This window comes from Blastococcus sp. TBT05-19 (genome assembly GCF_003319095.1).
Classification (GTDB): Bacteria; Actinomycetota; Actinomycetes; order Mycobacteriales; family Geodermatophilaceae; genus Blastococcus.
The window spans coordinates 1323185-1338388 of sequence record NZ_QOHI01000001.1; the positions used below are offsets into that span (position 1 = coordinate 1323185).

The 15204-nt window shown below is 73.2% G+C and carries 10 protein-coding genes; 4 read left to right on the forward strand and 6 right to left on the reverse strand.

All coding sequences use genetic code 11. The annotated features are described in order from the left end of the window. Nucleotides 1-520: 520 nt before the first annotated feature. Entirely contained in the window at nucleotides 521-1954 is a 1434-nt protein-coding gene (gene glnA / locus DQ244_RS06540) for a type I glutamate--ammonia ligase (RefSeq protein WP_113810531.1), read from the reverse strand. A 280-nt stretch (nucleotides 1955-2234) separates the two neighbouring features. Between glnA and DQ244_RS06545 the strand changes: the two genes are divergently transcribed. Together DQ244_RS06545 and DQ244_RS06550 are read left to right on the forward strand one after the other, a co-directional pair. Next, on the forward strand, nucleotides 2235-2540 hold the full coding sequence (locus tag DQ244_RS06545; protein WP_233491202.1) for an RDD family protein: 306 nt from the start codon (nucleotides 2235-2237) through the stop codon (nucleotides 2538-2540). 41 nt (nucleotides 2541-2581) lie between these two features. Beyond that, nucleotides 2582-3115 carry a GNAT family N-acetyltransferase gene (locus tag DQ244_RS06550; protein WP_113810709.1) on the forward strand — a complete coding sequence of 178 codons (534 nt, stop codon included), beginning with the start codon at nucleotides 2582-2584 and terminating at the stop codon, nucleotides 3113-3115. 51 nt (nucleotides 3116-3166) lie between these two features. Here DQ244_RS06550 and DQ244_RS06555 read toward each other — a convergent pair whose 3' ends face one another. The 3 genes from DQ244_RS06555 to DQ244_RS06565 form a co-directional block, all read right to left on the reverse strand. Continuing rightward, entirely contained in the window at nucleotides 3167-3967 is an 801-nt protein-coding gene (locus DQ244_RS06555; protein WP_113810533.1) for a DUF4191 domain-containing protein, read from the reverse strand. 61 nt (nucleotides 3968-4028) lie between these two features. Further along, the gene (lipA, locus tag DQ244_RS06560) at nucleotides 4029-5003 is read right to left on the reverse strand and encodes a lipoyl synthase (protein ID WP_113810534.1); all 975 of its coding nucleotides are present in this window, start codon (nucleotides 5001-5003) and stop codon (nucleotides 4029-4031) included. 85 nt (nucleotides 5004-5088) lie between these two features. After that, nucleotides 5089-6294, reverse strand: a complete 1206-nt coding sequence (locus DQ244_RS06565) for a hypothetical protein (RefSeq protein ID WP_147251480.1) — start codon at nucleotides 6292-6294, stop codon at nucleotides 5089-5091. 68 nt (nucleotides 6295-6362) lie between these two features. Between DQ244_RS06565 and DQ244_RS06570 the strand changes: the two genes are divergently transcribed. Next, nucleotides 6363-7292 carry an LLM class F420-dependent oxidoreductase gene (locus DQ244_RS06570; RefSeq protein WP_113810536.1) on the forward strand — a complete coding sequence of 310 codons (930 nt, stop codon included), beginning with the start codon at nucleotides 6363-6365 and terminating at the stop codon, nucleotides 7290-7292. Nucleotides 7293-7295: 3 nt separating this feature from the next. Here DQ244_RS06570 and DQ244_RS06575 read toward each other — a convergent pair whose 3' ends face one another. Together DQ244_RS06575 and DQ244_RS06580 are read right to left on the reverse strand one after the other, a co-directional pair. Next, on the reverse strand, nucleotides 7296-9602 hold the full coding sequence (locus tag DQ244_RS06575) for a bifunctional diguanylate cyclase/phosphodiesterase (protein ID WP_113810537.1): 2307 nt from the start codon (nucleotides 9600-9602) through the stop codon (nucleotides 7296-7298). A gap of 60 nt (nucleotides 9603-9662) precedes the next feature. Next, entirely contained in the window at nucleotides 9663-11984 is a 2322-nt protein-coding gene (locus DQ244_RS06580) for a bifunctional diguanylate cyclase/phosphodiesterase (protein WP_233491203.1), read from the reverse strand. Between the two features lie 239 nt (nucleotides 11985-12223). Between DQ244_RS06580 and leuS the strand changes: the two genes are divergently transcribed. After that, nucleotides 12224-15109 (forward strand): leucine--tRNA ligase, encoded by a 2886-nt coding sequence (gene leuS, locus DQ244_RS06585; protein ID WP_113810538.1) that lies wholly within the window; start codon nucleotides 12224-12226, stop codon nucleotides 15107-15109. Nucleotides 15110-15204 lie beyond the last annotated feature (95 nt).

Here is a 15204-nt window from a genome sequence, read left to right on the forward strand (position 1 = left end):
TGGCGTGCCAGGGGGACGAGGGGGGCTCACTCACGGACCGCTCCATCCAGCCTCGACCCCCAACTGGCCGAGATCAGGTTGGCGACCTCGTGCGGTGGTCCAGCAGCTCGCGTCGCCCTCCTGGGGCTTGGTCCCTTCCTGAGGGACCCGCTTACTCGGATGTGACTATTGAGCACCTTCGGCGAACTCGGAGTTGGGCCGAGCCGCTCTAGTGCGCATCACCCAAGGTGCTGCCACCCGACCCGGCACTCACGCTGTTCGCACTGGGACGGACTGGGTGAGTTGCGGCCCACGGCCAGCCAACTCACCTTGCGCGGAAGGGTACGCCCTGGAAGCGACGTTGACGAGCCGTTGCCTTCGCCGCGAGAAGTCCGCCCGCACGGAGCTGTGAACGGGCGTTTATACATGCGACTCCACGTGGGTCTGCCTCTGTCCGGGAGCGACGATTCCGCTCGATCTTCCAAACGGACCGCGGCCCCCGTCCTGACGAGCAGGGCGGGGGCCGCAGTGGCGGTACGACTCAGATGTCGTAGTACATCGCGAACTCGTGCGGGTGCGGGCGCAGGCGGATCGGGTCGATCTCGTTGGCCCGCTTGTAGTCGATCCACGTCTCGATCAGGTCGGGGGTGAACACCCCGCCGTCGATGAGGAACTCGTGGTCGGCCTCGAGGTTGTCCAGCGCGGCGTCCAGCGAGGCGGGCACCTTCTCGATGCCCAGGGCCTCCTCGGGCGGCAGCTCGTAGAGGTCCTTGTCGACCGGCGCCGGCGGCTCGATCTTGTTCTTCACGCCGTCGAGGCCGGCCATGAGCATCGCCGAGAAGGCGAGGTAGGGGTTGGCCGACGGGTCGGGCACGCGGAACTCGATGCGCTTGGCCTTCGGGCTGTCACCGGAGATCGGGATGCGCAGGCACGCCGAGCGGTTGCGGGCCGAGTAGACGAGGTTGATCGGCGCCTCGTAGCCCGGGACCAGGCGGTGGTAGCTGTTGACCGTCGGGTTGGTGAAGGCCAGCAGCGACGGGGCGTGGGCCAGCAGGCCGCCGATGTAGTGGCGGGCCATGTCGGACAGGCCCGCGTAGCCGGTCTCGGCGTGGAAGAGCGGCTGCCCGTCCTTCCAGAGGCTCTGGTGGCAGTGCATGCCGGAGCCGTTGTCGCCGAAGAGCGGCTTGGGCATGAAGGTGGCGGTCTTGCCGTGGGCCCAGGCGGTGTTCTTGATGACGTACTTGAACAGCATGAGGCTGTCGGCCGAGCGCAGCAGCGTGTCGAACTTGTAGTTGATCTCGGCCTGACCGCCGGTGCCCACCTCGTGGTGCCCGCGCTCGAGCTCGAGGCCCGCCTGCGCCAGGTTGACCATCATGTCGGCGCGCAGGTCGCTCTGCTGGTCGTAGGGCTCGACCGGGAAGTAGCCGCCCTTGGGGCGGGCCTTGTACCCGCGGTTCGGGCTGCCGTCGAGCTCGGTGGCAGCGCCGCTGCGCCAGGAGCCCTCCTCGGAGTCGATGTGGTAGTAGCCCTCGTTGATCGAGGTGTCGTACCGGACCGAGTCGAAGACGTAGAACTCGGCCTCGGGGCCGAAGTACGCGGTGTCGGCGATGCCGGAGCTGGCGAGGTAGGCCTCGGCCTTCTTCGCCACGTTGCGCGGGTCGCGGCTGTAGGCCTCGCGCGTGATCGGGTCGTGGATGAAGAAGTTGACGTTCAGCGTCCGGTGCTTGCGGAACGGGTCCACGAACGCGCTGTTGGCGTCGGGCAGCAGCAGCATGTCCGACTCGTTGATCGCCTGGAACCCGCGGATCGAGGAGCCGTCGAAGCCGAGGCCCTCGCTGAAGGTGTCCTCGCCGAACGTCGACGCAGGGATGGTGAAGTGCTGCATGACGCCGGGCAGGTCGCAGAAGCGGACGTCGACGAACTCGACGTCGTTGTCGCGGATGTAGGCGGCGACCTCGTCGGGACTGGTGAACATCGATCCTCCGGGTGTGGGCGGAAAGCCGAACTGCACGTTACGAGCGGGGAATTGCCCTGCGGTGTCCCGAGTGTTTCGGGGGCGTAACAACACGCCGGGCTCGTCGCCCGTGGTGCGGCCCTGCGCGGGGGCCGGGCAGTGGCTTCCTCTTACTACGCTGGTGGTCATGGTCAGGAATGTCGATCAAGCCTCTCAGGCTCCGGGCCGAGGCGCCTCCCTGGGGCTACCGGCCGAAGGGCCCGGATCTCTGGCGTCCTTCACGTCGCGGGCCGGTGGCTACGTGGTCGACGCGCTGCTGTCCGCCGTCATCGCCTGGGCGTTCACGGCTCCCGAGGCTCCGGGCTACTGGAGCCTGCTCGTGTTCGGCGTCCTCACCGTCGTCTGCCTCGTCGCCTTCGGGCAGACACCCGGGCACCGGCTGATGGGGCTCCGGCTGGCGCACCCGACGCCGAAGGCCCGGCTGGCTCCCTGGCGGGCCGTCGCCCGCACCGTGCTGCTCGTCCTGCTGGTGCCGGCGCTGATCACCGACGCCGACGGCCGCGGCCTGCACGACCGGCTCACGAGCACCGCCGTCGTCCGCGCCTGAAACCGGTGGACCGGCCCCGGCCGGCCCCGGAGACTGCCGCGGTGATCATCCGTCGCGAGCGGCCCTCCGACCACGCCGCCGTGCACGCGGTCCACGAGGCGGCCTTCGCCGTCGATCCGCGGACCGGCGCCCCCCGCGCGCCGGACGACGTCCGCGAGGCCCGGCTGGTCGACCGGCTCCGGGAGGACGCCGGCTTCCTGCCGCACCTCTCCCTGGTCGCGGTGGACGACGGCGTGGTCGTCGGGCACGTGATCGCCACCCGTGGGTGGCTGGAGCCGTACGGGACGGCGGTCCTCGGGCTCGGCCCGCTGGGGATCGTGCCGGCCCCGCAGCGACGGGGAACCGGCACCGCCCTCGTGCACGCGGTCCTGGCGGTCGCCGAGGCGGCCGGCGAGCGGCTGGTCGCCCTGCTGGGCGCACCCGGGTACTACGGGAGGCTCGGGTTCGTCCCGGCGCTGGCCCTCGGCGTCACCTCGCCCGATCCCGCGTGGGGCTCGTACTTCCAGGCGCGCCTGCTGCAGGGTGATCCGGTCGGCGGCGCGTTCCGCTACGCGGAGCCGTTCTCCCACCTGTGACGAAGGAGGGCCCCGTCCGCACCGGACGGGGCCCTTCTCGTGCGGGCTGGATCAGCCGCGGCGGCGAACCTGCCGCTGGCTGACCGACATCTGCCGGCCGCCGGGGAGCGGGCCGCCGGGGACGGGCATCCGCGCACCGCCGAGGGCGCTCATGCGCCGGCCCAGGCTGTTCAGCTCGGCGGCGGAGAGGTTGCGGGGCAGCTTCATCACGTGGGCGCTCAGCTTCTTGAACGGCACCTGGCCCTCGCCGTCGCCGACGACGACGTCGTAGATCGGGGTGTCGCCGACGACGCGGGCGATCTTCTTCTTCTCCTGGGCGAGCAGGCCGCGCACGCGCTGCGGCGAGCCCTCGCCGACCAGGATCACGCCGGGGCGGCCGAGCACCCGGTGGACGGCGTCGAGCTGCGGGGTGCCGGCGACACCGGAGCTGACCCGCCAGTCACCGCGCATGTTCTCCAGTGCCCAGGCGGCCGCGCCGGGCTGGCCCTCCACCTGGCGGTACGCGGAGCCCTGGGCCCGCCGGCCGAACACGATGAGCGCGGCGAGCGCGCCCATGATGATCGCGAAGGGCAGGAAGAGGAACGGCGAGTCCAGCAGGATGCCGATCAGCTCGACCACCGAGAAGACGACGATGAACCAGATCAGCAGGACCCAGGGCAGCTTCGGGTCGTTCCGGCGGGTCAGCGAGAACGCCTGCTTCATCAGCCGGCCGTTGTTGCCGATCTTCTTGAGCCGGCCGACCTTGGGCTGACCGTCCTTGCCGACCTTCCCGGCCCCCGAGGCGGTCGCGCCCTTGGGCGCCTTGCCGCCGCCGCTCGGCGCGGTCTGGTCTGAGGACTTGCTGCGTGCCATGCACCCAGAATAGGGCGACCGCCGCCCGGAGCTGCGTGCGCCGAGCGGATTCGACCGCCGGTCAGCCCTGAGGAGTGAGCCCGCGGGCCTCGACGGCCTGCTGGTACAGCCGTCCGGCGCGGTAGGAGCTGCGCACCAGGGGGCCGGCCAGCACGCCGGGGAAGCCGATCGCCTCGGCGTCGGCCTGGAAGCCGACGAACTCGTCGGGCTTGACCCAGCGGACGACGGGGTGGTGCCGCGGCGAGGGGCGCAGGTACTGGGTGATGGTGAGCAGGTCGCACCCGGCGTCGTGCAGCGCCTGCATCGTCTCCCGGACCTCCTCGGGCTCCTCGCCCATCCCCAGGATCAGGTTGGACTTGGTCACCAGGCCGGCCTCGCGAGCGGCGGTGATGACGGCGAGGGAGCGCTCGAAGCGGAAGCCGGGGCGGATGCGCTTGAAGATGCGCGGCACCGTCTCGACGTTGTGCGCGAGCACCTCGGGCCGGGAGGAGAAGACCTCGGCGAGCTGCTCGGGGTCGGCGTTGAAGTCGGGGATGAGCAGCTCGACGCCGCAGCCGGGGAGCTGGGCGTGGATCTGGCGGACTGTCTCGGCGTAGAGCCACGCGCCGCCGTCGGGCAGGTCGTCGCGGGCGACGCCGGTGACGGTGGCGTACTTCAGGCCCATCGTGGCGACGCTCTCGGCGACCCGGCGGGGCTCGTCGGCGTCGAACTCGGCCGGCTTGCCGGTGTCGATCTGGCAGAAGTCGCAGCGCCGGGTGCACTGGTCACCACCGATGAGGAAGGTGGCCTCCCGGTCCTCCCAGCACTCGTAGATGTTGGGGCAGCCGGCTTCCTCGCACACCGTGTGCAGGCCCTCGCGGCGCACCAGCGACTTCAGCTCGGTGTACTCCGGGCCGGTCTTGAGCCGGGTCTTGATCCACTCGGGCTTGCGCTCGATCGGCACCTGGCTGTTGCGCACCTCGAGGCGGAGCATCTTCCGGCCGGCCGGCTCGAGCGGGGAACCCGAGGACTGTGCTGGAGCGGCCGTGTCACCCATGCCCGCCACGGTACTCGCCGGACGCACGTCGCCCCCGTCACCGAGAGGGGTGACGGGGGCGACGGTGCGAGCCGGTGAGCGGCGGTCAGATCTGCTTGTCGTCCGGACCGGCGGTGGGGCCCGCCGAGCTACCGCCGCCGGAGCTGAAGGGCTCCGGGGAGTTCTTGATGTCCTCGCCGGCGGTGTCGGCGCCGTCGCCGTCGACGAACTGGGCGTCGCGGACGCCCATGTCCGACTCGGCCGGGGCGGAGTCACCGGTGGTGTCGGCGGTGGAGACGGTCTTGCCGGCGTTGTCGGAGCTGGGGGAGCTGGGCACGGGGTCCTCTCGGTAGCTGGGCACCGGGCCGTCACCGGCCGGGGCGGGCGTCCACTCGTCGGACTTGTTCCGGCGCAGCAGGACGAACACCGCAGTACCCACTGCCGCGAACACGAACACCCAGGGCCAGCGGCGCGGCTCGGGCTCGGCGCCCACCCGGCGCTTGACCGTCTTGGCGGTGGCCTTCGCCGCCTTCTCGAACTCGCGGTGCTTCTTGGCGGCCTTCTTCCGGGCCTTCTTCGCCGTCTTGCGGGCCCGGCGCCCGGACTCGGCGGCGGCCGCGGCCAGCTCGGCGCGGCGGGCGTCCAGCTCGCTGCGGGCGCTGTCCACGCCGGCGATCAGCGTCTCGCGGGCGCTGTCCAGGGCGGGGGCCACGACCTCGCGGGCGGCGGCCACGCGCGGGGTGGCGTAGGCGAGGGCGGCCGCCTGCGCAGCGGTCACCCGCGGAGCGACGTCGTCCTCGAGCGCCTTGCGGGCCGACTTCTGCGCGGCCGCCACCCGGGGGGCGACGTCGTCGCGCAGCGACTTCTGCGCCGCCTCGACCCGGGGGCCGAGATCCGCGGCCGCCTTGGTCGCGGCGGCCTGCGCGGCGACGACGGCGGCGGCGACCTTGGGCGCCGCGGCGTCGCGGGCGGCCTCGTACCGCGGGGCGACGGCGTCACGCGCGGCCTCCACGCGGGGGGCGAGCGTGTCGCGCGCCGTGGCGACGGCCGGGGCCGCGGCCGCGACGGCGGCGGCCACCTTGGGGGCCACCGCGCGCTGGGCGGCGTCGAGCGCCGGGCCTGCCGCCTCGCGGGCCGCGACCACGCGCGGCCCCAACTGCTCGGCAGCCAGTCGCCCTGCCTCCGTGGCGGCGACCCCGATGTGGGCGAAACCCTCCTGGAGCTCGGCGCCGATGACCTGACCACGCGTCTTCTTGCGGAACACGAGCTGCACCTCCGAGTTGATCGTCTGGCGATCATCCTGCCCGGTCACGGCGGCGAGCACACCCCGAGATCGCAGGTCGGTGCGCGTCCGGCCGTGGTTCTCGTTACGGTCCGGCGGTGCAGTTGCGCATCTTCACCGAACCGCAGATGGGCGCGACCTACGACGACCTGCTCGCCGTGGCGCGCCGCACGGAGGAGACCGGCTTCGACGCCTTCTTCCGTTCCGACCACTACCTGACCATGGGCGGCGACGGCCTCCCCGGCCCGACCGACGCCTGGATCACGCTGGCCGGGCTGGCCCGCGAGACGAGCCGGATCCGGCTGGGCACGCTGATGACGGCGGGCACGTTCCGGCTGCCCGGCCCGCTGGCGATCGGGGTCGCGCAGGTCGACGCGATGAGCGGCGGGCGGGTCGAGCTGGGCATCGGCTCGGGCTGGTTCGAGGACGAGCACACGGCCTACGGCATCCCGTTCCCGTCGCTGGGGGAGCGGTTCGACCGCTACGAGGAGCAGCTCGCGGTCATCACCGGGCTGTGGCGCACGCCGGTGGGGGAGAGCTTCGACTTCGACGGCCGGTACTACCAGCTGTCCGGCTCACCGGCCCTGCCCAAGCCGGTGCAGGAGGGCGGTGTGCCGATCCTGATCGGCGGCGCCGGCAAGAAGCGGACCCCGCGGCTGGCGGCCCGCTACGCGAGCGAGTTCAACGTCCCGTTCATGTCCGCGGCGGACAACGCCCGGTTGTTCGCCGGCGTGCGGGAGGCCTGCGACGAGGCCGGCCGCGACCCGTCGTCCCTGGTGTACAGCTCGGCCCTGGTCCTGTGCGTCGGCCGGGACGGGGCGGAGCTCGCCCGCCGGGCGGCCGCGATCGGCCGGGAGGTCGGCGAGCTGCGCGAGCACGGGGTCGCCGGCACACCTGCGGAGGCCGTCGACGTCCTCGGCCGGTACGCCGAGGCCGGAGCCCAGCGGGTCTACCTCCAGGTGCTCGACCTCTCCGACCTCGACCACCTGGACCTCGTGGCCGCCGAGGTGGCGCGCCAGCTCGGCTGACCCCTAGCCGCGCAGCGAGCGGCCCGCGTCGCGCAGGGGGTGCTCCGGGCGGTCGAGCCACCGGAGGAAGTCGGTCACCGGCATGGGGCGGGCGATCGCGTAGCCCTGCGCGACGTCGCACCCGAGGGCGGCGAGCGCGGAGCCGGTGGCGTCGTCCTCGACGCCCTCGGCGACGACGGAGATGCCCAGCTCGTGGGCCAGCGCGACGGTGTGCCGCACGATCGAGGCCGCCCGCGGTTCGGTGCCGACGTCGTGGGTGAGGCTCCGGTCCAGCTTGAGCTCGTCGGCGGGCAGGTGCCGGAGGTAGGCCAGCGAGCTGTAGCCGGTGCCGTAGTCGTCGATGGAGGTGCGCACGCCCAGCCGGCGCAGCTCGCCGAGCACCTGGCGCCCGCGCTCCGGGTCGGTCATGAAGGTGTCCTCGACCAGCTCGAGGGTGAGCGCCCGGGCGGGCAGGCCGTGGCGGACCAGCGCCTGCGCCACCTTGCCCGGCAGGTCCAGGTCGGTGACGTTCGCCGCGGACAGGTTGACCGACACGGGCACGGCCTGCTCGGGCCACCAGCGCGCGACGGCGCCGAGCGACAGCTCGAGCACCGCGTCGGTGAGCGACCGGAGCAGCCCGGCCTGCTCGGCGGCGGGGAGGAGGTCGGCGGGGGAGAGCAGCCCGCGGGTGGGGTGCTGCCACCGGACGAGGGCCTCGGCGCCCACGACCGCGCCGCTGAGCAGGTCGACCTGCGGCTGCAGGTGGACCTCCAGCTGGTCGTCGGCCTGCAGGGCGGTGCGCAGCTCCTCCATGGTGCGGAGGCGGTCCCCGGAACCGCCGCGGGGGTCGGGGACGTAGACGTGCACGCCGGACCGGCCGGCCTTCGCGGCGTACATCGCGACGTCCGCGCAGCGCAGCAGCTCCTCGACCGTGGCGGCCGGGACGGGTGCGCTGGCCACGCCGATGCTCACGCCGACGTGCAGCCGGATGCCCTCGACGGCGAAGGGCTGCGCGATCGCGTCGTGCAGGCGCGCGGCCAGCGCCTCCGCCTCGTCCAGACCGGCGTCGGGCAGCAGCACCGCGAACTCGTCACCGCCCAGGCGGGCGAGCAGGTCGTTGCTGCGGAGGGCCGGGCGCAGGCGCGGGCCGATCTGGCGGAGCAGCTGGTCGCCCGCGTGGTGCCCGAGGCTGTCGTTGACCTCCTTGAACCCGTCCAGGTCCAGGAGGAGGAGGGCGGCCGGGCGCTGCGCGGTGATGTCGGCGAGCAGCGCGGACGCCTCCTCGAGGAGGGCGCGCCGGTTGGGCAGCAGGGTCAGCTCGTCGGTGCGGGCCTGCTCCCGGACCTCGTTGAAGGCGCGCACCTCGCGGAAGGTGATCGCGACGCGGGCCAGGGCGGCGAGCACGCAGCCGACGGCGAGCCAGGCGGCCGCGGGGTTGAAGCGGTGGCCGGAGTCGAAGCCCAGGACGACCAGGCTCGCGACGTTGCAGGCGAGGGGGACGGCCAGCACGCGCCAGCCGACGCGGGTGCTCGGCACGGCGCGCGCGGAGGAGCCGGCCCGCCGGCGGGTGCCGGTGTGCGCGGCCACGGCCATGAGCGTGACGGCGGTCAGCCAGGTCAGGTCCAGCGGCCCGCCCTCGACGTAGATGCCCTGGGTGGCCAGGTCGAGGAAGACGATGTCGCCGACGAGGTTGGCGCCGATGGCGGCGGCGAGCAGCAGCAGGGTGCGGTCGCGGCGGACGCCCAGGATCGCCCCGACCGCCACCAGCAGGGCGAGCAGGACGACGTCGGCGATCGGGTACGCCAGGCTGGTGACGACGGCGGACGTGTCGCCCTCGGTCACCTCCAGGGCCGGTCCGAGCATGACCGCGACGCAGACGGCGCCGGCGCCCAGCGCCCCGACCACGCCGTCGAGCCACATGCTGGCGTGGAACCGCTGCACCCGGCTGCGGATGAGCGCGACGAGGGCGACGTAGAGCGGCAGGTAGTAGGCCAGGTAGAAGAGGTCGGCCACCGAGGGGAACGGCTCCTCGGCCATCGGGGCGATCGCCAGCGTGTAGACGAGGTTCCCGGCGACGCCCAGGACGATGGCGACCGTCAGCGCCGCCCAGGCCAGCCGGTCGGCCGACGACCGCCGGACGGCGAACAGGCAGACGATCGCCGCGCCGACGTAGACCGCGTTGTAGAGACCCAGGTCGTACACCGCACCCCAGGCCGCGCCGTCGAAGCGCGGCCCCACACCCGTGGTGAACAGGCCGAGGCAGACGACGGTGGACCACAGGGCCAGCCGCGACGGGGTGGCCCGTCGGCGCTGCGCGGATTCCGGTTGCACACGACGGATATCGGTCGAGGCACGCGGTTGCTCGACCCGAAGGAGTACCGGAACCTCCCCCTAGGGGTGAGAGCGGCGGCCCGCCGCGGCGCCCCGGCCGAAGGACGGCACCTCCGGGGCGGCCAGCCAGCGCAGGAAGTCCGCCACCGGCATGGGCCGGGAGATGGCGTAGCCCTGGGCGATGTCGCAGCCCAGCCGGGCGAGGACGGCGCCGGTCGCGGCGTCCTCGACGCCCTCGGCGACGAGGCGCAGGCCCAGCGCGTGCGCGAGCGACGCCGTGTGCTCGACGATCGCGGCCGCCCGGCCGTCGCGGTCGACGTCGGCGGTGAGGCTCCGGTCCAGCTTGAGCTCGTCGGCGGGCAGGTGCCGGAGGTAGGCCAGCGAGCTGTAGCCGGTGCCGTAGTCGTCGATCGAGGTGCGCACGCCGAGCCGGCGCAGCTCGGCCAGGATCTGGCGACCGCGCTCCGGGTCGGCCATGAGGGTGTCCTCGACCAGCTCGAGGGTCAGGGCCTCGGCGGGCAGGCCGTGCCGGGCCAGGGCGGCGGCGACCTTGCTCGGCAGGTCGACGTCGTTGACGTTGGCCGCGGCCAGGTTGACCGACACCGGGACGCGGCGCTCGGGCCACCAGAGCGCGGTGGCGGTGAGCGCCAGCTCCAGCACGGCGTCGGTGAGGGGACGGAGCAGACCGGCCTGCTCGGCGGCGGGCAGGAGGTCCGCGGGGGAGAGCAGCCCGCGCACCGGGTGCTGCCAGCGCACCAGGGCCTCGGCGCCGACCACCTCGCCGTCGGGCAGGCCGACCTGGGGCTGGAGGTGGACGACGAGCTGACCGGTCTGCAGGGCGATCCGCAGCTCCTCCATGGTCCGCAACCGGTCGCCGCTGCCGCCGTGCGGGTCGGGGACGTAGACGTGCACGCCCTCCTGGGCGCCCTTGGCCGCGTACATGGCGACGTCCGCGCAGCGCAGCATCTCCTGGACGGTGGCGGCCGGGACCGGCCCGGTGGCCACCCCGATGCTGACGCCCACGTGCAGCCGGATGTCCTCCACCGGGAACGGCTGGAGGACCAGCGCGCGCAGCCGCTCGGCCCGCTGCTGGGCCTGGTCGAGGGACACCCCGGGGAGCAGGACGGCGAACTCGTCGCCACCGAGCCGGGCGAGCAGGTCGTCGGGACCGAGGGCCGGCAGCAGCCGCGGCCCGATCTGGCGCAGCAGCTGGTCGCCGGCGGTGTGCCCGAGGCTGTCGTTGACCTCCTTGAACCCGTCGAGGTCCAGCAGGAGCAGGGCGGCCTGGTCGCGGGCGGTGGCCGTGCGCAGGACGCGGCCGGCCTCCTCGAGCAGCGCGCGGCGGTTGGGCAGGCCGGTCAGCTCGTCGGTGCGCGCCTGCTCCTTGACCTCGTTGAAGGCGCGGACCTCGCGGAAGGTGACACCGGTCCGGGCGACGGCGGCGAGGACGCAGCCGATCGCCAGCCAGGCGGCGGCCACGGGCAGCTGGTCGCCCCAGCCGACGGCCAGGACGACGAGGCTGGCGACGTTGCAGACGAGGGGGAGGGCGAGCAGTCGCCAGCCGAGGCGGGTGCGGCCGGTGGCCTCCGGCCGCGGCACGGGCCGGGGCCGGGCCCGGGAGGCGGCCAGCGAGACGAGCACGATGCCGACCAGCCACACCAGCTCCAGCGGGCCGCCGTCGACGTAGGTGCCCCGGACGGTCCGGGCGAAGAGGAGCACGTCGCCCACGAAGATCGAGGCGAGCGCGGCGATGACGAGCACCAGGGTGCGGTCCAGGCGGACGCCGAGGATCGAGCCCACGGCGACCATGAGGGCCAGCAGCAGCACGTCGGTGACCGGCAGGACCATCTGGACCAGCGGCACCGCCTCGCGGCCGGCCGCCGGGTCGAGGTAGGGGCCGATCAGGAAGGCCACGCCGACCGCGGTGGTGCCCAGCGCCCCGATCAGCCCGTCCAGCCACATGCTCGGGTGGAAGCGCGGCACGCGGGCCCGGATCAGGACCACCATCACCACGTAGAGCATCAGGTAGGCGCTCAGCGACGCGATGTCGACCGCGAGGACCGGGGAGGTCCCGCTGCCGTCGACGCCGGCGGTCCACGTGCGCAGGGCGTTGGCCAGCGCGTTCAGGACCAGCGACGCGGCCAGCACCCGCCAGGCGGTCCGCTCCCGGGGCACCCGGTGCGAGGCGTGCCAGCAGGCCACGGCGGCCGTCAGGTAGGCGAGGTTGTAGAGGACCACGTCGTAGAGGCGGTCCCAGCCCTCGCCCGGTGGCCGGGGCCCGGTGCCGGTCGCGAAGAGCCCCACGGCCAGCACCGTGAGCGCGACGAGCACCCAGGAAGAGGGCGCGCGACCGCGCACCGCCGTCCCCTCGTCCTGGCTCACCCGTCGTACATCGGCCGGGACGTGCCGGATCTGGAGCCCGGGTCGCGGCCGTCCCCCCGCGGGGGGACGGACGGCCGGGAACGGCCGACGACGCGTCGCGGTAGCATCGGCGCGTGACCGGCCGGCTCCTCCTTCTCCGGCCGTGCTGACCTGATTCCGATCGGACAGCACGGCGACCCCTCCTGCGCGAGGGGTTTTTTTCTGCCCGCCGCCGGTTCGACCCCCACGGGAGCCCCACGATGAGCCAGACCGACCGTCAGCCCGCCGCCTCCACCGGCGACGGCGTGCCCGCGCACCGGTACACGCCGGCGCTGGCGCAGCAGATCGAGCTCGACTGGCAGGACCGCTGGGAGGCCGAGGGCACCTTCGCCACGCCGAACCCCACCGGGCGGCTGGACCAGGGCTTCGAGAAGGTGGCCGACCGGCCGAAGTTCTTCGCGATGGACATGTTCCCGTACCCCTCGGGTGCGGGCCTGCACGTCGGCCACCCGCTGGGCTACCTGGGCACCGATGTCACCAGCCGGTTCCGCCGGATGGACGGCGACAACGTCCTGCACCCGATGGGCTACGACGCCTTCGGCCTGCCCGCCGAGCAGTACGCCGTGCAGACCGGCCAGCACCCGCGGGTCACGACCGAGGCGAACATCGCCGCGATCAAGGCGCAGCTGCGCCGCCTGGGCGTCGACCACGACGACCGCCGCAGCTTCGCCACGATCGACCCGGGCTACTACAAGTGGACCCAGTGGATCTTCCTGCAGATCTTCGGCTCCTGGTTCGACGAGACGCAGGGGTTGGCGCGGCCGATCGCCGAGCTGGTCGAGGAGCTGGACGCCGGCACCCGTGAGCCGGCCGCCGGCACCAACCCGTCGGGCCGCCCGTGGGCGGAGCTGGACGAGGTCGCGAGGCGCACCGTCGTCGACGCGCACCGGCTGGCCTACCTGAACGAGGCGCCGGTCAACTGGTGCCCGGGCCTGGGCACGGTGCTGTCGAACGAGGAGGTGACCCCCGACGGGCGCTCCGAGCGGGGCAACTTCCCGGTGTTCCGACGTCCGCTGAAGCAGTGGATGATGCGGATCACCGCCTACGCCGACCGCCTGCTGGCCGACCTGGACCGGCTGGACTGGCCGGAGTCGCTGAAGCTGATGCAGCGCAACTGGATCGGGAGGTCGACCGGCGCGCGGATCCGGTTCGGCTGCGGCGACGAGACCGTCGAGGTCTTCACCACCCGTCCCGACACCCTGTTCGGGGCCACCTACATGGTGCTGGCGCCGGAGCACCCGCTGGTCGAGGAGCTGACCGCGGCCGCCTGGCCCGACGGCACCGACCCGCGCTGGACCGGCGGTGCGGCGACCCCCGCCGAGGCGGTGCGCGAGTACCAGCGGCAGGCGTCGCGGCGCTCGGAGCTGGACCGGCAGGACGCCGGCCGCGAGAAGACCGGCGTGTGGCTGGGCGTCACCGCGGTCAACCCGGTCAGCGGCCGCGAGCTGCCGGTGTTCATCGCCGACTACGTGCTGACCGGCTACGGCACCGGCGCGATCATGGCCGTGCCCGGTGAGGACACCCGTGACTTCGAGTTCGCCGAGGCCTTCGGGCTGCCCGTCGTCCGCACGGTGCAGCCGCCGGCGGACTTCGAGGGCGGCGCCTTCACCGGCACCGGCCCGATGATCAACTCGGCGAACGACGAGATCTCCCTCGACGGCCTGGACAAGGCCGAGGCCATCGCGAAGATCACGGAGTGGCTGGTCGCCAAGGGTGCGGGCGAGGCGACCACCACCTACAAGCTGCGCGACTGGCTGTTCAGCCGGCAGCGCTACTGGGGCGAGCCGTTCCCGATCGTCTACGACGAGGACGACCTGCCGGTCGCCGTCCCGCAGTCCATGCTGCCGGTGCTGCTGCCCGAGGTCGACGACTACTCGCCGAAGACCTTCGCCGACGACGACGCCGACTCCGCGCCCGAGCCGCCGCTGTCCCGCGCCTCGGAGTGGACGACGGTCGAGCTGGACCTGGGCGACGGCCCGAGGAAGTACCGCCGCGAGACCAACACGATGCCCAACTGGGCCGGGTCCTGCTGGTACTACCTGCGCTACCTGGACCCGGGCGACGACGAGCGGATGGTCGACCCGGAGCTGGAGCGGTACTGGATGGGCCCACGCAGCGAGGGCGACACCGGCGGCGTCGACCTGTACGTCGGCGGCGTCGAGCACGCGGTGCTGCACCTGCTGTACGCCCGCTTCTGGCACAAGGTGCTGCACGACCTGGGCCACGTCTCCAGCGAGGAACCGTTCCGCCGGCTGGTCAACCAGGGCTACATCTCGGCCTACGCCTACACCGACGAGCGCGGCTTCTACGTGCAGGCCTCCGAGGTCGTGGAGAAGGACGGCCGGTTCTTCCACGAGGGCAAGCCGGTCAACCGCGAGTACGGGAAGATCGGCAAGAGCCTGAAGAACATGGTCACGCCGGACGAGATGATCGGCGCGTACGGCGCGGACACCTTCCGCGTGTACGAGATGTCGACCGGCCCGCTGGAGCAGTCCCGGCCGTGGGAGACCAAGGCCGTCGTGGGCTCGCAGCGCCTGCTGCAGCGGATCTGGCGGGTCGTCGTCGACGAGGAGACCGGCGCGGTGCGGGCCAGCGACGTCGAGCCCGCCGAGGAGACGCTGCGCGCGCTGCACAAGGCGATCGACGGCGTGCGCGACGGCTACGCGACCCTGCGGTTCAACATCGCGATCGCCCGCATCACCGAGCTGACCAACCACCTGACGTCGGCGTTCGGCGCCTCGTCGCCGGTGCCGCGCTCGGTGGTCGAGCCGCTGGTGCTGATGGTCGGCCCGCTGGCCCCGCACCTGGCCGAGGAGCTGTGGTCGCGGCTGGGCCACGAGGAGTCGTCGGCGTGGGCGCCGTTCCCGGTCGCCGACCAGCGCTGGCTGGTCGAGGACACCGTGCAGGTCGCCGTGCAGGTGAACGGCAAGGTGCGCTCGCAGGTCACGGTGCCGGCCGGCGCCGACGCGGCCGCGCTCGAGGCCGCCGCCCGGGCCGACGAGAAGATCGCCGGCTACCTGGACGGCGCCACGATCCGCCGCGTCGTCGCCGTCCCCGGCCGGCTGGTGAACTTCGTCCTCGGCTAGGGCCGAAATGGCCATTGTGGCCCTAGCGGGGCCGAAAACCGGTTGCCGGGGGCGGTAGAACCAGAGGCGTGACCTCCTCGACCGCGACGCTCGCG

Excerpts from the sequence above, each read along its gene's own strand:
- glnA (WP_113810531.1), bottom strand. The coding sequence starts at position 1,954 with ATGTTCACCAGTCCCGACGAGGTCGCCGCCTACATCCGCGACAACGAC.
- DQ244_RS06555 (WP_113810533.1), bottom strand. The coding sequence starts at position 3,967 with ATGGCACGCAGCAAGTCCTCAGACCAGACCGCGCCGAGCGGCGGCGGC.
- leuS (WP_113810538.1), top strand. The coding sequence starts at position 12,224 with ATGAGCCAGACCGACCGTCAGCCCGCCGCCTCCACCGGCGACGGCGTG.
- lipA (WP_113810534.1), bottom strand. The coding sequence starts at position 5,003 with ATGGGTGACACGGCCGCTCCAGCACAGTCCTCGGGTTCCCCGCTCGAG.